Annotated in this window: 16 protein-coding genes; 5 read left to right on the plus strand and 11 right to left on the minus strand. The window is 62.2% G+C overall.

The features are described 5' to 3' along the window. Nucleotides 1–124 precede the first annotated feature (124 nt). Genes OGV19_RS07575 through OGV19_RS07600 form a run of 6 tightly spaced genes read right to left on the minus strand, consistent with a single transcriptional unit; the run spans nucleotide 125 to nucleotide 7,316 of the window. A complete protein-coding gene (locus OGV19_RS07575) occupies nucleotides 125–1,114 on the minus strand; it encodes a siderophore ABC transporter substrate-binding protein (RefSeq protein ID WP_264312813.1) in 990 nt (329 codons plus the stop codon). Beyond that, nucleotides 1,111–1,887 carry an iron ABC transporter ATP-binding protein gene (locus tag OGV19_RS07580; protein WP_264312814.1) on the minus strand — a complete coding sequence of 259 codons (777 nt, stop codon included), beginning with the start codon at nucleotides 1,885–1,887 and terminating at the stop codon, nucleotides 1,111–1,113. Before OGV19_RS07580 ends, OGV19_RS07575 begins: the two co-directional genes overlap by 4 nt. Next, a complete protein-coding gene (locus tag OGV19_RS07585) occupies nucleotides 1,884–2,825 on the minus strand; it encodes an iron chelate uptake ABC transporter family permease subunit (protein WP_319026035.1) in 942 nt (313 codons plus the stop codon). Before OGV19_RS07585 ends, OGV19_RS07580 begins: the two co-directional genes overlap by 4 nt. Further along, nucleotides 2,822–3,763: an ABC transporter permease gene (locus tag OGV19_RS07590; protein WP_264312815.1), complete on the minus strand. Its 942-nt coding sequence runs from the start codon at nucleotides 3,761–3,763 to the stop codon at nucleotides 2,822–2,824. The genes OGV19_RS07585 and OGV19_RS07590 overlap by 4 nt, the downstream gene beginning before the upstream one ends. Further along, nucleotides 3,763–5,529 carry an ABC transporter ATP-binding protein gene (locus OGV19_RS07595; RefSeq protein WP_264312816.1) on the minus strand — a complete coding sequence of 589 codons (1,767 nt, stop codon included), beginning with the start codon at nucleotides 5,527–5,529 and terminating at the stop codon, nucleotides 3,763–3,765. The genes OGV19_RS07590 and OGV19_RS07595 overlap by 1 nt, the downstream gene beginning before the upstream one ends. Then, nucleotides 5,523–7,316 carry an ABC transporter ATP-binding protein gene (locus tag OGV19_RS07600; protein WP_264312817.1) on the minus strand — a complete coding sequence of 598 codons (1,794 nt, stop codon included), beginning with the start codon at nucleotides 7,314–7,316 and terminating at the stop codon, nucleotides 5,523–5,525. Before OGV19_RS07600 ends, OGV19_RS07595 begins: the two co-directional genes overlap by 7 nt. A gap of 109 nt (nucleotides 7,317–7,425) precedes the next feature. Between OGV19_RS07600 and OGV19_RS07605 the strand changes: the two genes are divergently transcribed. Continuing rightward, nucleotides 7,426–8,052, plus strand: a complete 627-nt coding sequence (locus OGV19_RS07605; RefSeq protein ID WP_264312818.1) for a TetR/AcrR family transcriptional regulator — start codon at nucleotides 7,426–7,428, stop codon at nucleotides 8,050–8,052. Nucleotides 8,053–8,077: 25 nt separating this feature from the next. Here the strand turns inward: OGV19_RS07605 and OGV19_RS07610 are convergent, their stop codons facing one another. Both OGV19_RS07610 and OGV19_RS07615 read right to left on the minus strand, forming a co-directional pair. Continuing rightward, nucleotides 8,078–9,004: a DMT family transporter gene (locus tag OGV19_RS07610; RefSeq protein WP_264312819.1), complete on the minus strand. Its 927-nt coding sequence runs from the start codon at nucleotides 9,002–9,004 to the stop codon at nucleotides 8,078–8,080. Between the two features lie 182 nt (nucleotides 9,005–9,186). Next, the gene (locus OGV19_RS07615) at nucleotides 9,187–9,477 is read right to left on the minus strand and encodes a DUF1330 domain-containing protein (protein WP_264312820.1); all 291 of its coding nucleotides are present in this window, start codon (nucleotides 9,475–9,477) and stop codon (nucleotides 9,187–9,189) included. Nucleotides 9,478–9,643: 166 nt separating this feature from the next. Between OGV19_RS07615 and OGV19_RS07620 the strand changes: the two genes are divergently transcribed. Further along, the gene (locus tag OGV19_RS07620) at nucleotides 9,644–10,204 is read left to right on the plus strand and encodes a nucleotidyltransferase family protein (protein WP_264312821.1); all 561 of its coding nucleotides are present in this window, start codon (nucleotides 9,644–9,646) and stop codon (nucleotides 10,202–10,204) included. A 12-nt stretch (nucleotides 10,205–10,216) separates the two neighbouring features. Here the strand turns inward: OGV19_RS07620 and OGV19_RS07625 are convergent, their stop codons facing one another. Beyond that, nucleotides 10,217–10,768 (minus strand): GNAT family N-acetyltransferase, encoded by a 552-nt coding sequence (locus OGV19_RS07625; RefSeq protein WP_264312822.1) that lies wholly within the window; start codon nucleotides 10,766–10,768, stop codon nucleotides 10,217–10,219. Between the two features lie 157 nt (nucleotides 10,769–10,925). On the opposite strand from OGV19_RS07625, the gene OGV19_RS07630 reads away from it, so the two are divergent. The 3 genes from OGV19_RS07630 to OGV19_RS07640 all read left to right on the plus strand — a co-directional run bounded on the left by OGV19_RS07630 (nucleotide 10,926) and on the right by OGV19_RS07640 (nucleotide 12,756). Beyond that, entirely contained in the window at nucleotides 10,926–11,771 is an 846-nt protein-coding gene (locus tag OGV19_RS07630) for an AraC family transcriptional regulator (protein WP_264312823.1), read from the plus strand. Nucleotides 11,772–11,843: 72 nt separating this feature from the next. Beyond that, nucleotides 11,844–12,257: an alternative ribosome rescue aminoacyl-tRNA hydrolase ArfB gene (gene arfB, locus OGV19_RS07635; protein ID WP_033701529.1), complete on the plus strand. Its 414-nt coding sequence runs from the start codon at nucleotides 11,844–11,846 to the stop codon at nucleotides 12,255–12,257. A 52-nt stretch (nucleotides 12,258–12,309) separates the two neighbouring features. Beyond that, nucleotides 12,310–12,756, plus strand: coding sequence for a GNAT family N-acetyltransferase (locus OGV19_RS07640; RefSeq protein ID WP_264312824.1), 447 nt, complete (start codon nucleotides 12,310–12,312; stop codon nucleotides 12,754–12,756). On the opposite strand, the gene OGV19_RS07645 is transcribed toward OGV19_RS07640, so the two are convergent. Together OGV19_RS07645 and OGV19_RS07650 are read right to left on the minus strand one after the other, a co-directional pair. Then, nucleotides 12,757–14,574, minus strand: a complete 1,818-nt coding sequence (locus tag OGV19_RS07645; protein ID WP_264312825.1) for a DAHL domain-containing sensor histidine kinase — start codon at nucleotides 14,572–14,574, stop codon at nucleotides 12,757–12,759. Then, nucleotides 14,571–15,485 carry a cytochrome-c peroxidase gene (locus OGV19_RS07650; protein WP_264313907.1) on the minus strand — a complete coding sequence of 305 codons (915 nt, stop codon included), beginning with the start codon at nucleotides 15,483–15,485 and terminating at the stop codon, nucleotides 14,571–14,573. Before OGV19_RS07650 ends, OGV19_RS07645 begins: the two co-directional genes overlap by 4 nt. Nucleotides 15,486–15,538: the final 53 nt, after the last annotated feature.

Here is a 15,538-nt window from a genome sequence, read left to right on the forward strand (position 1 = left end):
TGAACACGCGAATGGCTCCAAAGAGTTGGTGGCAGTGGGTCTTTTTGGTATTGCAGGTAAAAGAAGTAAGGCGAATGAGAATCACCTGTTGTCGCGCTTTTTGGCGTCCATGCCGGTTGATGCCTTAGTGCTGATAGCCCTTGATGATGTCGTCGGCGATCAACGCCAATGAAGTAGGGCTGGCGGCGGTGACGTACCAGGCCTCGGGGTCGACGAACACCACGCGGCCGTTTTTCCAGGCATTGGTCTGGCGCAGCAGGGGGTTGCCGAGGCTTTCTGCCGTCATCAGCGGGCGTTGTTCCATCACCGCCGTGCGGTCCACCACGTAGAGGATGTCGGGGTTGGACTGCTGGATGAACTCGCTGGAAATCGGCTGGCCATGCAGGCCGGTATCCATGCTCGCGCTGGCCGGTTTGACACCCAGGTCGTTGAAGATGAAGCCGTAGCGGGACTGCACGCCGAAGGCGCTGAAGGCGCCATTGTTGTGCAGCACCACCAGTGCCCGTTCGGGGCGGTCGCGGGTAACGGTGCGAGCCTGCTCGAGCTTGGCGTCCAGCTCGGCGGCTTTCTGCCGGGCCAGGGCCTGCTTGCCAAAGACTTCTCCAAGGGTGACCAGGTGCTGCTTGACCACATCGACATGCCCGGCTTCGCTGTCGCGGTAGTCCACATCGAAGTGCAGGGTCGGCGCCATTTCGCTCAACTCGTCATAGTGGCTGGCCTGCAGCGAGGTGATCAGAATCAGGTCAGGCCGCGCGGCATGCACCCGCTCCAGGTTGGGCTGCACGATCGAGCCGACATCCGCAGTCTGTGCGGCGTCCTTGTAGCGCGCCAGAAAATGCGGCACGAAGTCCTTGGGCATGCCCGCCACCGCAACGCCCAGCTGGTCGAGGAAGTCGACTTCGTTCATGTCCAGGGCTACCGCACGCTGCGGGGGCTGCGTGATCACAGTGCTGCCCAGCTGGTGCTGCACCGTGACCGACGCGAAGCCCACACGCGGCGCCGGTTTTGCCGTTACCGGCTGAGTGGCCGAGGGGTCGTTGCAGCCGTGCAGGGCAAAGGTGGCGCTGATAACCAGCGCCAACGGCCAACCAATTGCGGGGTGCTTGCGGTTCATTTCGGGTCTCTCGACGGGTTGAAGTAATTGCACAAACGGCGGCCCGCGCTGTGGCTGATTTCGACCTCCAGCCCGTACAGCGCGTGCAGCCGTTGCTCGGTCACGACCTCGTCCACGCTGCCGGCGCAATGGACCTGGCCGCCTTTCATGGCGACGATGAAGTCGGAGTAGGTGGCGGCGAAGTTGATGTCGTGTACCACCAGAATCACGGTGCGCCCGAACTCGTCGCAAAGCCGACGCAACGCGCGCATGATCTGTACCGCATGGCGCATGTCGAGGTTGTTCAGTGGCTCGTCGAGCAGCAGGTAGTCGGTCTGCTGGGCAATGGTCATGGCCAGAAACGCCATCTGCCGCTGACCGCCGCTGAGCTCGTCGAGGTAGGCGTGGCGCAGGGGTTCCAGGGCCAAAAAACCGATGGCCTCGTCGATTGCCCGCTGGTCGTCGCGGGTGAGGGCGCCGCGGCTATACGGGAAACGGCCGAACGCGACCAGTTCAGCGACGGTCAGGCGCAGGTTGAAGTCGGTGGACTGGCGCAGGGTCGCAACGCGCCGGGCGTAGTCGCCGATGGCAATGTCGGCGATGCTGCGCCCCTCCAGGCGGATATCGCCGTGGCCAGGTTCCAGCAGCCGCGCGATCATCATCAACAGCGTGGTCTTGCCGGCGCCATTGGGGCCGATCAGCGACGTCAGCCGCTGGGTTGGGAAATGCGCGCTCACCCCGGACAATACCGGCTTGGCGCCGTAACACTTGTGCAGATCGTGGACAGTGATCATGAGGCACCTCGGGTACGCACCATCAAGGCGAGGAAATAGGTGCCACACACCAGATTCACCAGGATGCCGACGGTGGTCTTGTAGTTGAAGACATGCTCGACCAACAACTGGGCGGCAATGAACACGGCAATGGCCACCGCGCTGCCCAGCGCCAGGGTGACCCGGTGCCGGAACGTGCCGGCCAGTGCGTAAGTGATGTTGGCGACGAACACGCCCATGAAGGCCGTGGGGCCTAGCAGGCTGGTCGACACTGCGACCAGGGCCGCGATCAGCGCCAGTTGCAGGCGTACCTGGCGTTGATAGTCCACGCCCAGGGAAATCGCCTGGTCGCGCCCCAGCGACAGCACATCGAGCAAGGGCAGGGTGCGGGCCAGCACTGCACACACCAGCGCGACCACGACCGCTGAGTACAGCAATACCCGAGGTTGCGGTCGGTTGAACGACGCCTGGGTGAAGCCTTGCAGCATCGAGAACTCGCCAGGGCTGACCTTGAGCTGCACGAACTGGGTGACCGTCGCCATGACCATGGTCAGCACCAGCCCGACCAGCAACAGGAAGTAAACGTTGCTTCTGCCGTCGCGAAACAGCCAGCGATGCAGTGCCCACGAGTAGCCAAGCATCACCAGCACCGCGAGCATAAAATGGCCATCGGTGCCCAGCACAACCAAACCCTGCACCCCCATGTACAGCACCAGCAGCGCGTGCAGCAGCAGGTAGACCGCTTCATAGCCCATCACCGCCGGTGTCAGGATGCGGTTGCCCGAGAGGGTCTGGAAGGCGATGGCGGAGCAGGCCACGCACACACCGCCGATGACCATGGCGGCCAGGCGGGCGAGGCGCTTGGGGATCACGTAGGCGAAATCCAGCCCCGCGTTGGCGAACACGAACAGCACGGCCAATGCGACCACGGCTAGCCAGACCGCGTGGCGGCGCATCATCGCTGCCTCCAGATGATCAAACCGAGGAAGATGAGGCCGCCGAGGCCGCCTGCGGTCAAGCCGATGGGCACTTCGAAGGGGTAGATGAGCAGCCGCCCGATGATGTCGCACACCAGCAAAAGCGCGGCGCCACCCAATGCCACGAGCGGCAGGGTACGGCGCAGGTTGTCGCCATGGCGCAGTGCAACCAGGTTGGGGATCACCAACCCGATAAAGGGGATGGCACCGACGGTGATGACGCTGACAGATACCGTGACCGCAACCAGCAGCAAGCCCAGGGCCACATTGGCGGTGTAGTTCAGGCCCAGGCTGGTGGCCATGCCTTCGCCCATGCCGACCACGGTAAAACGGTGCGCATACAGGTAGGTGACTGCGATGATCGGCAGGATCACAAAGATGATTTCGTAACGACCTTGCACCACCTTCGAGAAGTCACCCAGCAACCAGCCCTGCATGCTCTGCAGCAGGTTGATGCGGTAGGCGTAGAACTCGGCCAAGGCACTCAGTACGCCGCCATACATCAGGCCGATGACCGGTACCAGCACCGTGTTCTTGACCCGGATGCGGCGGATGATCGCGACGAACAGCAGGCTTGCCACGAAACAGAAGGCCAGGGCGAAGAGCATTCGCACCAGGGGCCCGGCCGCCGGTGCCAACCCCAGCGACAGCAGGATGCCAAGCCGGGCCGCATCCAGCCCGCCGGACGTGCTGGGCTCGACAAACCGGTTGCGTACGATCTGTTGCAGGATCACCCCGCACACCGCCAGGCCGATGCCGATCAGGACCAACGCCGCCAGGCGCGGCAGGCGGCTGGCAGTCAGGGTCAGCCAGGTATCGCCAGAGGGCTCGAACAGCGTGGTCCACGCCAGTTCACGGGCGCCCACCATCAACGAGGCAGCGCACAACAAGGCAAACCGCACAAGCCAGGACACGCGCATCAGCCGCGCTCCTCCTTCGCTGTTGCAGCGATGCGCCAGCCGCTCGCGGCATGGCGTTGCTCAAGGAACCTTGCGTAGCGACTGCTGACAACCCGCAATGCCGCAGGCGAACCTTGCTCGACCACCAGGCCGTCTTCGAGCACCACGATCTGGTCGGCCATGGCTACGGTGCTGAGCTGGTGGGCGATGACCACCAGCGTGCAGTGCCCACGCAGGCTGTTCAGGGTTTCGGCGATCACCGCCTGGTTCTGTGCATCGAGTGCGGCGGTCGCCTCGTCCACCAGCAGGATGGGCGCCTGCTTGATCAGCGCTCGGGCAATGGTGATGCGCTGGCGCTCGCCGCCAGACAGCCGGGCACCGCCTTCACCGACCTCGGTTTCCAGGCCGTGCGGCAGGCGCGCGATGATTTCGCTCACGCCGGCCAGGCGGGCGGCTTGCAGGAGCTCGGCGTCGCTGGCGTCGGGTTTGCCAATGCGGATGTTGTCGGCGATGCTGCCCTGGAACAGCCAGGTGTCCTGCAGCACCTGGCTGACGTTGCCGGTCAAGGTGGCGCTGCTCATCTGCCGCACGTCCACACCGCCCATCCGCACGCTGCCCTGGCTGGCATCGAAGAACCGCGCGATCAGGCGCAGCAATGATGTCTTGCCGGAGCCCGAGGCACCGACGATGGCCGTCATACTGCCCGCCGCGAACTGCAGGTTCACCTCGCGCAGCACATCGGGCCCGTTGGCCGTGTAGCGCAGGCTGACAGCGTGCAACGCGATCGAGGCATCGGCTGGCTGCAGGGGCGCATGCGGTTCCGGTAGCGGGGCAGCGGCCAGGATCTGCTCCACTTCCTTGAGCTGACCGTGGGCGCCACGCAAAATCTCGACATGGCTGGCGACGTCCAGTAACGGGTCGATGAAGCGGCAGGCCAACGCCAACGCGACGACTGCTGCGATGGCCTCCTGTGGCGCCAGCGGCGTGCCGAGATGACGGCTCAACCCCATGCCCGCCACCACCAGCAACAGGGCGAACGCGGCCTGTACGGCCCAGCTGTTGAGCAGTGCCGACAAGGACGAGCGGATGATCAGGCCGATGCCGCTGTTGCGCTGCCGTTCAAGGCTCTGGTCGAGCAGGCGGGTGCCGCCGCCGTGGCCATTGAAGGCTCGCAGCACCGATTGGGCGCGGGCAAACTCAACCATGCGCTGGCTGGATTCGGCGAAGTGGCGCGTAAACGCCTCGTCGGCCCGCCGCCCCAGGCGTGCGCTGAGCAGCATCACGGCGACCAGAAAGGGCAGCGTCAACAGTGCGACCAGGCCCATCGGAGTGTGCAGGGCAAACAGCCCAAGCACGATCACCAGCGGGGTTACGGCCCCGCTGACAAGCGGGGTGAATACGTGCGCCGGCAACTGCGCCACGGCCATCATGCCCTGGGTGATGACGTGCCCCAGCCGGGCAGTGTTGCCGGGGGTAAACCAGCTCAGGGGCAGTTGTGCAACATGCTCCCCTATGTGTTGGCGGGCACCCTGCAAGACGGCGACGGCGACCGCCACACCCGCCTGTTCGACGTGGCGCCGCCACGCCCAGCACACGGCCATGCCCACCACCAGCGCGGCGAGCCAACCTGACGCCCTGCGCACATCGCCGGCCAGCAGGTGCAGCATGACCGGCGCAAGGGTGGTGATGGTCAGGCCACTGAGCACCCCATACACAAGCGTCATCAGGGTGTAGCGACGAAACACCGGGGCGCTGTCGCCCAACAGTCGAATAAAAGTCTTCAGCATGCTGGCAACGCCTTTTTCACGGTGTGCGGGTAGCGGCCCAGGGCCCATAGCCGTGCATACAGCCCCTGGCGTGCGAGCAGTTCGGCATGACGGCCTTGTTCACGCACCGTGCCTTCGTCCAGCACCAGAATCTGGTCAGCGTGCATCACCGTATCGAGCCGATGTGCGATGACCAGCAGGGTGCGCCCTATGGCAAAACGCGATAGGGCGTTCTGGATCGCCGCTTCGCTTTCGGCATCGGCGGCGGCGGTGGCCTCGTCGAGCACCAGCACAGGCGGGTCGAGCAGCACTGCGCGGGCGATGCTCAAGCGCTGCTGTTCGCCACCGGACAGCAGCGCGTCTTCGCCGATGACCGCGTCATAGCCACGCGGCAGCTGCAGGATGCGCTCATGAATGTTGGCCACGCGCGCGGCGGCTTCAACCTGCGCGCGGGTGGCAGATGGCCGGCCCAGCGCGATGTTGTCGGCCACGCTGGCATGGATCAGCCGCACTTCCTGCAGCACAAAACCGATGTGCTGGTACAAATCGCTCGTCGCCATGTGCCGCACGTCGACGCCGCCCAGGGTGATACGCCCGGCGTCGGGGTCGAAAAAGCGCAGCAGCAAACGGGCCAGGGTCGACTTGCCCGCGCCGGAAGGGCCGACGATGGCCGTGGTGGTGCCGGGGGGCAGGGTAAAGCTGACGTCGGTGAGCACATCGTTGCCCGGTGCATAGGCATGGCGCAGCCGTTCTACGCGGATCTCACAACCGCTTGGCCGCTGGGGGCAGGCCGCTGTCGGCAGGACCGGTGTGTCGAGCAAGGCCAGAACCCGCTGAGCTGCGCCGGCCGCGTTGTTGAGGTCGTGGGTGATGTAGTGCAGCAATTGCAGGGGCGCGCACAGGCCTGGCGTCACCAGCGCGAATGGCAGTACCTCTATCGGCTCGATCCAGCCCATGGCAACGAACAGGGTGCCGAACAGAAGGACCACACCCAGCACGGTCACAGGGGCGATCATGGCGTTGGCCTTGGCCATCGACGCCACCAGTGGGCGGGTGAATTGGGTGAAGGCCTGGGCAAAGGCATCGACGGCGGCGCGATAGCGGTCCTGAGCATTGCCTTGGCTGCCGAACGCCTTCACCAAGGGCATGCCATTGACGAATTCGACCACGGCATCATCGATGCGCGTCATGCCGGCGACCAACCCGTCCATGTGCTTTGCGCTGGCCTTCATGGCCCGGCGCAGGAACAGGAAGAAACCAGGGAAGGGCAGCAGTGCGACGATTGCCAGGCGCCAATCCATGGCAAACAGGTACACCACCGAAACCAGCACGGCACCCACGGCGCGACCCAGTGTGGTGTAGAAGTGCGCGGTCAGGCTGTGCAGTGTGCCGATGTCGTCCTGCATCGCGCGTTTGACTTCGCTCGATGCGCGTTCGCTGAACCAGCCAAGCGGTACCTGCATCAGGCGCTGCCCGACGGCCACGCGCAGGTGGTGAGTGATGCGGTTGTCTGCCAGGTGCGCCAGCAACTCGCCTGCCGTGATCAGGGTCATGCCCGCAAACAGGCTGGCCACGCTGGCGAAAACGACCCCGCCAATGGCAGAAGGCGAAGAGGTGTCAGTCAAGGCCATCCGTGCGATTTGCGCGATACCGGCCAGCGGTACCAGCGTGAGCATCGAGCCAATCGCCGCCAGTATCGCAGCGGCGACCAAGCGGCCACGGATAGGGGCGAGCACGCGGCTGATGGGGCTGCGCGCCTGGGTGGAGGCAAGGGCAGCATCGGGGGAGGGCGGTGAGCTATCGGGCATGAAACAGGCCTGGCAATCTGCAAATTAATTAGTTGCATGACTATAAACTAATTTGCGAAAAGCAGACAAGACGGCTACAAGACTGACTTCACAAAGCCTGGAGTACCCCATGGAACCGCCACAACGATCTGCCGGACGCGGGCGCCCTCGTACCATCACCCGTGAACGGATTGCTGACGTGAGCATCGCCATCGGCCTGCCAAACCTCACATTCGTCGGTGTTGCTGCCGCCTTGGGGGTCAGCCATATGGCGCTGTACAAGCACGTGCCGAACATCGAAGCGCTCAAGTGCCTGGTGGCTGAAGAGATCTTTCAACGCTGGGAGATCCCCCAGGCGTGCGGCGATTCACGGCAAGGCCTGCAGGCGTACCTGACCCGTTTCGCCGCGTCGGTGCAGGCGTTCGTCAAGACGCACCCGGGGCTGACACCCTATGTCATTCGCAGGTTGGCAGCGACGCAGTCGATGATCGGCAAGATCAGCGATCATCAAGCGCATATCGCCCAGGCCTACGGCCTGACCCACGAGCAGGCGCGCTGGCTGCTGTCCACGGTGGCCTTCCATGGGTTCGCGGTTGCCGACACGGTGTACACGGTCACTGGGCGCGAGCCAGTACTGGAAGCTGACCGCGCAGGGGAAGAGTCAGAGATGGAAGATGAATTGTTCGAAGGCATGCAGGCGTTGATCGTTGGTGTGCTGGTACTGCTGGAGCAGCGGGTGGGCAGCCCGCTCGGCTGATTTGCATGATGTCCCTGCATACGGGTCAGTTCGGTGTGCTGGACGGTGTCCGCAAGGTCGCGCACCGAGCCGGCTTGGCAAACCGGGCGTGCAGTTGCACCAGCGCCACGCCTGACAGGATCAGGCCTGCTGCAACCCATGATGTTGCAGTGACCGGCTCTCCCAGCCATGCGCCGATCAGCAGTGCGACCACGGGCGGAATGTACGTCACCGCCGAGGCCGCCAATGCGCCAAAGGCATCGACGATGAAATAGTACGCAAGGTAAGCCGCACCCGTACCCAGCAGGCCCAGCCCGATCACCAGGCCAACCCAGGCGTGTGTGTCGGTAAACACTGCACCTATGCCATTGAGCGGCGTTACCACCAGTAACATCACCAACGCCAGGCCGATCTGATAGCTGGTCAGTGCCGCCGCAGGTAGCCCCAATGGGCTGACGAAGCGCTTTGCATAAACGAACGAGCATCCCACGCTCAACGCCCCGAAAATCATGTAGCCGATGCCTGCAGGGTTGACGGCACCCTGTGCTGACCAGGGTTTGGCCACCAGCAGAATGCCTGCAAAGCCCACCCCGATCCCCAAGGTCTTGATGGTGTTGAGCGGCTCGCTGCGCAAAAACAGCCAGGCACACAGAAAGGTGAACAGCGGTATCGCGCCGCCGAGCATGCCAGCGATCCCCGTATCGAGCAGTGCCGTGCCTTTGGCGAAGGCAAAGTAGTAGACGGCGGTCGCGAGCAGCGACATCACCAGGAAGTGATGGGCGTGCCGCCAGTGCTCACGCCGCAATGCCTTGGTCGCCAGTGCGTAAAGCAGCACCGGCACAAAACCGAACAACACACGCAGCAGGGTAATCTGCAGGGGCGAGATGAGCTGGGCAGCCCATTTGACGAACATGAAGTTGCTCCCCCAGACGACACCGAGGAAGACAAAAGCAGCGATAGCGGTTTTTTTCATGGCAGGACCCTTTTAAGGATAAAGGATTTCTACTGGCGGGGGTCCTTACAGAGTTTCAAGGGGCTTGCCTCGACGCAGCGGAATGTTACAGCTTGCTTAGGCTATCAATGCTGCGTCGAAACAAGAGAGCCATGTTAACTTTTACTGCTCGATAGAATTTCCATTGTCACGGCAGGGGCTGATCAGCTCAGATCGCCTTCGATGATGATCAGCTCGCGAGGCGCCGCGCGCAGTGCAAACGCTTTGGCTTCTGTATAGGCGGGGTCGTCATAGCAAGCTTTTGCCTGGGTATAGCTGGCGAACTCGACCGCCAGTACACGGCTGCTGGTGTGCGACTCCACCAGCGCACCTGGGGCAAGCTGCTTGAGCGTTGCGCCGTACTTTGCTGCAATAGGCCCCCACAGCCGGCCATATTCCTGCCGGGCCTCTGTGTCGGTGACTGTGGCGCCCAAGATGATCCAGTAACCCTTCATCGTCATTCCTCGTGGTTTATCCCGGCAGCGAAGTGCTGTACCACTGTAAAACCGGTGTTCGCCCGCATGCCATCATGGATCGGCCAAAGAATGTGATGCTGTTCGCCGCCGGGGTTTGGCTCAGGTAAGCTCATGTTCGGGCAGCGCAATTACCAGGGAGGTAACGATGCCGCCACTTACCGATGAGCATGTGCTGGCCATCGCGCAGGAAAACCCCGTCAACCGGGCCTTGCTTTCGCTGTTGCCCACGCTGGGCATTCCTCACTGCATGCTGACTGCCGGATGCCTGTTCCAGACATTCTGGAATCACCAGGCCGGGCAGGCGGCAGAATGGGGTATCAAGGATTACGACATCGCCTATTTCGATGAAGACCTTTCATGGGAGGCCGAGGACAGGGTGATTGCGCGGGTTCAACAGGCCTGCGCCCACCTTGGCGTCAATGTGGAGGTCCGCAACCAGGCCCGCGTGCACCTGTGGTACGCCTCTAAATTCGGCGCCGCTTACCCTCAACTGCAACGGGTAACCGATGGCATCGACCGCTACTTGATCCAGTCGACCTGCCTGGGCGTGGATGTGTACACCGGTGCGCTGTACAGCACCCATGGCCTGGACGACCTGCAGCACAATGTGCTAAGGCCCAACACATTGAACCGGCAGCCTGATTTGTTCGAGCAAAAAGCGGCCAGCTACCGGGAACGCTGGCCGTGGTTGAAGGTGGTTTGCTGAGCGATCTGTTCATCAAGGGTGGTCAGCAAGTTTGAGCCACTGCGCGTAGGTGATACAGCTGATGTGTTCGGTACGATAGTCCTGAAGGAAGGGGTTGTATTTGTTTTCTTCGGTGTGGTGATGGCGGAACCCACATTTGGATTGGGCGGCATAGGACTGCGTGTTGTCAGCAAAATAGCCGCACCAGAGCGCCTTGAGTTTCAAGGTTTCGAACCCATGCCGCATGACTTCGCGTACGGCCTCGGGGATCAGCCCTTTGCCCCAGTACGGCACGCCGATCCAGTAGGCGATTTCGCCTTCCTGTTCACTGATCTGGAAGTTGCTGTTGCCCCCGATGAGAATGCCGACACAGCCGACTGCACGGCGATTTTCCTTCAGTTCGACTGCATACACTTCGGGGTGGTTGAAGACGGTGCGGATGATCTCGGCACTGTTCTGCACACTGGTGTGCGGGGGCCACCCCGCGATGGGGCCGATGCGCTCGTCCTTGGCAAACTCGTACAAGTCAGCGGCATCGGCTTCCTGCCAAGGGCGCAGCAGTAGCCGTTGTGTTTCAAGTTTCATGTCCTGTGCTCATCCTGGGTTGCTTGGGGAGTGACAGGGTAGTGGGCGGCACCTCATCGGTATACGTCAGTACCTCGGCGGTTTCGGTACTTTTCGAAACTACCGGGGCGGGCAGTGGTAAGCTCTATGCCGTTTAAGCGGGCAGCGTCGAGCCACTATGCAGCACATTCCGAAACTGGTTACACCTGACGATCTGATACGGCTGGGGGACACCACGCTCGCCGAGGGGGTGGGCGTACCGCTGTCTTTCGGCCATGCCTACATAACACTGCTGGTTTGCCTGTCTGGTAGCGCCTGTTTTGCGCTCAACTTCAAGGAGCGGGTAGTCAGACGCGGTGATCTGCTGGTGCTGGCTGAGGACACCATCGCCTTGCTCAAGCGTCGCTCACGCAGCTTCAAGGCATTTTTCTGCCTCATGCCCAAAGCGTTTGCAGCGGAAGTGGCTTACCAGCTGCCCAACCCCCTGTTCGTCTTTTTGCATGATCACCCTCATTGCGTGCCAGCCAAAGAGGACAGGCCGCTGTTGGAGGGCTGGTTGGCGCAAATGCGCGATATTGCGCGGTGCTGCCCAACGTACCGGCACATCATGCTGCGCAATCAGCTGCAAAACCTGTTTCTTAAGATCGCCGAACAGCTTCCGGCTCACTATCAGGGCGGCAGGCAATTCAGCCGTCAGGAAACACTCAGCTGGCGTTTCTGGGACTTGGTAGGCAAGCACTGCACGCGTTACCGCGAGGTCAAGTTTTATGCCGATGCGCTCAACATCACGCCGTTTTATCTGTCGCAGCTCAGCAAAACGTTTTTCAATGACACCCCGAAAGGCTTGATCGACCGCCAGGTGACCTTGGAGATCAAAGCCCTGCTTTCATACAGCACCCTGGCGATAGGCCAAATAGCGGACGCGCTCAACTTCGCCGACGCGTCTTACTTGTGCCGTTATTTCAAGCGCCAGACCGGGGTTTCGTTGTCCCACTATCGCAGGCAGGAGGATCAGTGTGGTTGAGGTCAAACGTGTTTTGTTCTGTGGGCGAGCGGCGAAGGCTGTGATAATGGGGGCAATCACAAGAGCCATGCCATGCTGACCATCTCTAATAACGTGCATCTGCCAGATGCCGACATCGAACTGACCTACATCCGCGCGCAAGGCGCAGGTGGGCAGAATGTCAACAAGGTGTCCAGCGCCGTGCACCTGCGCTTCGACATTCCCGCCTCGTCGCTGCCCGAGTTTTACAAGGAGCGGCTACTGGCGCTGCGTGACAGTCGCATCACCGGCGACGGCGTGTTGATCATCAAGGCCCAACAGTACCGCACCCAGGAGCAGAACCGCGCTGACGCACTGGCGCGTCTTGCCGAGTTGATCATCACTGCCGGCAAGACCGAGAAGAAACGCCGTCCCACCAAGCCGACCCTCGGCTCGAAGACCCGCCGCCTCGAAGGAAAAGCCAGGCGCAGCACTGTCAAGGCGGGGCGGGGCAAGGTGGAGTTCTAGGGCTGCATCCGAAGGGGTATTATCCTGCTTGGACACGACAAGGACGACGACCATGCAAGTGCGCAAGCTGACCCACGATGACCTGCCCCACACCAGCGCCCTGTGCCTGGACGCATTCATGCAGGCCGTTGCACCCTCGCTGTCGGCAGAGGGGGTGGCAACTTTCGCCAAGGTGGCCGCGGCGCAGGCGTTTGCCGAGCGCATGGACGGCGACAACCTGATGCTGGTCTGTGTTGCGCAGGGGGCGATCGCGGGGGTGATCGAGCTCAAGGAAGGGCGCCATGTGGCGATGCTGTTCGTCGCACCCGGTTGGCAACGCCGGGGTGTCGGCACGCGCCTGATGGCCGCGGCACTGGAGCAGGCGAGGGAGGCGGTGGTAACGGTCAGCGCATCGCTGCCTTCGGTGGCTGCCTACCAACGCTACGGATTTGTGTTGGCGGGGGACGTCGGCGAATACGCCGGGCTGGTCTATCAGCCGATGGAAAAGCGCCTGCCTTGATCATCGAATGGCCGCTTGTGCCTGGTGCACAGGCAGCTCGACCCTGAACGTGGTGCCCACGCCGACCTCGCTGTGCACGTGGATCTCGCCGCAGTGGCGCTTGATGATGCCGTAGGACAGCGACAAGCCCAAGCCGGTGCCCTGGCCGACCGGTTTGGTGGTGTAGAAGGGGTCGAAGATCTTCTGCAGGCTCTGCGCAGGAATGCCGCAACCGTTGTCGGCCACTTCGATCCACACCTTGTCGTTGGCGCAACCGGTGCGCACGGTGATGGTGCCACGTTCCGCGCCCATGGCCTGGGCGGCATTGACCACCAGGTTCATGATCACCTGGTTGATTTGTGACGCCAGGCACTCGACCTCCGGCAACACACCGTATTGCTTGACCAGGTCGGCCTTGTACTTGAGCTCACTGGCCACGATGTTCAGGGTCGAGTCGATGCCTTGGTGCAAATTGGCCCATTGCCAATCCTGGTTGCTATCGACCCGGGAGAAATCCTTGAGGTCCCTGACGATCTGCCCGACACGGCTGATGCCGTCCTTGGACTCACTGATCAGCAGTGGAATATCCTCGAGGATGTACTCAAGCTCTATTTCGCTGCGCAGTTGCACCAACCCTGCCTTGAGCGTCGCTGTGTCGATGGCCGTCTCTGCGTCCTGGTAGGCCTTGAGCATGTCATGCAAGCGGCTGAAGTAGCTGTCCAGCGCCCCCAGGTTGGAGGACACAAAACCGATCGGGTTGTTCACCTCATGGGCGATACCTGCGGCCAGTTGGCCGAGCGAGGCGAGTTTTTCTGATTGCACCAACTGGCTTTCGAGCAGTTTGCGCTCGTCGATCTCGCGCTGCAGCGCCGCGCTGGCCTCGGTCAGCGCCTGGGTACGGCGTGCGACCCGTTGTTCCAGTTCGTCGTTGGCGACCACCAGGGCGCGGTTGACCCGGTTGATCTCGCCGAAGCTGCGCAGCAGCCACACCGCCATGTACAGCAACAGCAAGACCAGCAGGGTGGAGAACACCAGCAAATACAAGTGGTAGCGCTGGTTGACCAGGATTGCCGCACGTTCGTCGCGATCGAGCATCACGGCAATGGCATCCAGGTGCCCTGCGACTGGCACTGCCCCGATCTGCTCAAGCAATTGATTGACCTTGGGTTGCTCGCGCAAGATCAGCGCAATGTGGTTGCTGAGGGTGTCGATGGGCGCATGGAACGCCAGCGGCAGGCGCTCTTTGTTGACCGCCAGCTTGTTCAAACCGACGAGTATGTCGGCTGCCTTGTCATCCGTGGTCATCTGGGCGAATTCCAGGCTGCTGAGCATCAGGTCGTAGGTGTCGGTAGAAATGGTGTGCAGGCGTAGCGCATCGGTATCGGCCAACTGGCCCAACTGCGCCTGGATGCTATCGGCAGCGGCGGGCAGAAACGCCAGGGAGTTGCGCAGCACGGCGTTATGCGACTTGAAGCGCTCGACGTGTAGCGCCTTTTCGTCGAATGCCTGCTGGTAATCGGCGTAGGCCTGACGCCAGGCAGGGGTGTCACCGTGCTTGTGCCGGGTTTCGATGCTTTCGAATGCCCGCCACAGGCGTTTCATCTCGACCACGGGCGAGACCAGCGGGTCGTAGTTGTAGTTGATGGTCGTGCGGGCTTTGAGTATTTCGTTTTCCCATTGCGAGTCGTTTTGCTTGATTTGCCGAATCAGGTCACGGGCCTGGGCGTAGGTACCGCTCTCATCGGCCTTGGACATCAGGTACAGGTAGATCAGTACCGAGGCCAGCAGCGCGGCGCTGGTGGCCAACAACAGCAAGCTGCGGGGGCGGGTCAGCCTCATAGTGGTTTGCCCTCCCATTCACCGGTCAGGGTTTTGAGAAACTCAATGATCAGGGCTCTGTCTTCGGCGCTTGCCGTTCGCCCCAGTTGGTAGCGGAACATGACATCCACCGCCGCTTCCAGGGTCGGCGCCGAACCATCGTGAAAGTAGGGTGCGGTAACCGCGACATTGCGCAGGCTGGGCACTTTGAACACGTGCCGGTCTTCTTCATCGCCGGTAACGTTGAAGCGCCCCTGGTCGGCCGTGGTCGGGTTGCCGCGGTCGTTGAAGTAATCGCCCAGCACGCCGAACTTCTGCAGCATGTTGCCACCGATATTGACGCCTTGGTGGCAGGCAATACAGCCGTATTCCTGGAAGCGCTGGTAACCGTGTTTTTCTTCCTTGCTGAGGATTTCGGTGTCGCCTTGCAGGTAGCGGTCAAAGCGCGAGCCAGGGGTCAATAGCGTGCGTTGGTAGGTGGCCAGCGCGTCCTGGATGGTGTGCTCATCCACCGCTTTGCCATAAGCCTTGGCAAAGCGTGCGCGGTAGCTTGGGTCTGCGCCAATGCGCTGGACCACCACCGCCCAGTCACTGCCCATTTCGCTTGGGCTCTGGACCACCAGGTGGGCCTGGTCTTCGAGGGTTTGCGCACGGCCATCCCAGAACTGGCGAAAATTCAGGCTGGCGTTGAACACGCTGGGAGTGTTGACCGGCAACGGTTTGCCATCGACCCCGAGCGAGCGCACTTGGCCGTCGGCGCCGCCTTGGTCAAGCCGGTGGCAACTGGCACAGGACAGGCTGGCGTTACTCGACAAGCGCGGGTCATTGAACAGCGAGCGGCCCAACTCGACCCGCTGCGGTGCCAGCACAGGTACTGCCGGCAATGGCGTGAGGGGCCCGCCTATGGCTTGTGCCAGGCCAATCGAAGGCATCAGGAACACCAGCACGCCTGCGCACTTACGAAATTGCCGGGGGTTAGGCATCG

Origin of the sequence: Pseudomonas putida, from assembly GCF_025905425.1 — a bacterium.
Lineage (GTDB): Bacteria > Pseudomonadota > Gammaproteobacteria > Pseudomonadales > Pseudomonadaceae > Aquipseudomonas > Aquipseudomonas putida_AF.

Bases quoted from the DNA above. Each gene is read 5' to 3' on its own strand.
- OGV19_RS07600 (WP_264312817.1), bottom strand. From the start codon at position 7,316: ATGCCCGATAGCTCACCGCCCTCCCCCGATGCTGCCCTTGCCTCCACC.
- OGV19_RS07630 (WP_264312823.1), top strand. From the start codon at position 10,926: ATGCAGCACATTCCGAAACTGGTTACACCTGACGATCTGATACGGCTG.
- OGV19_RS07615 (WP_264312820.1), bottom strand. From the start codon at position 9,477: ATGAAGGGTTACTGGATCATCTTGGGCGCCACAGTCACCGACACAGAG.
- OGV19_RS07620 (WP_264312821.1), top strand. From the start codon at position 9,644: ATGCCGCCACTTACCGATGAGCATGTGCTGGCCATCGCGCAGGAAAAC.
- OGV19_RS07590 (WP_264312815.1), bottom strand. From the start codon at position 3,763: ATGCGCGTGTCCTGGCTTGTGCGGTTTGCCTTGTTGTGCGCTGCCTCG.
- OGV19_RS07610 (WP_264312819.1), bottom strand. From the start codon at position 9,004: ATGAAAAAAACCGCTATCGCTGCTTTTGTCTTCCTCGGTGTCGTCTGG.
- OGV19_RS07595 (WP_264312816.1), bottom strand. From the start codon at position 5,529: ATGCTGAAGACTTTTATTCGACTGTTGGGCGACAGCGCCCCGGTGTTT.
- OGV19_RS07580 (WP_264312814.1), bottom strand. From the start codon at position 1,887: ATGATCACTGTCCACGATCTGCACAAGTGTTACGGCGCCAAGCCGGTA.
- OGV19_RS07575 (WP_264312813.1), bottom strand. From the start codon at position 1,114: ATGAACCGCAAGCACCCCGCAATTGGTTGGCCGTTGGCGCTGGTTATC.
- OGV19_RS07640 (WP_264312824.1), top strand. From the start codon at position 12,310: ATGCAAGTGCGCAAGCTGACCCACGATGACCTGCCCCACACCAGCGCC.
- OGV19_RS07625 (WP_264312822.1), bottom strand. From the start codon at position 10,768: ATGAAACTTGAAACACAACGGCTACTGCTGCGCCCTTGGCAGGAAGCC.
- OGV19_RS07585 (WP_319026035.1), bottom strand. From the start codon at position 2,825: ATGATGCGCCGCCACGCGGTCTGGCTAGCCGTGGTCGCATTGGCCGTG.
- OGV19_RS07650 (WP_264313907.1), bottom strand. From the start codon at position 15,485: ATGCCTTCGATTGGCCTGGCACAAGCCATAGGCGGGCCCCTCACGCCA.
- arfB (WP_033701529.1), top strand. From the start codon at position 11,844: ATGCTGACCATCTCTAATAACGTGCATCTGCCAGATGCCGACATCGAA.
- OGV19_RS07605 (WP_264312818.1), top strand. From the start codon at position 7,426: ATGGAACCGCCACAACGATCTGCCGGACGCGGGCGCCCTCGTACCATC.
- OGV19_RS07645 (WP_264312825.1), bottom strand. From the start codon at position 14,574: ATGAGGCTGACCCGCCCCCGCAGCTTGCTGTTGTTGGCCACCAGCGCC.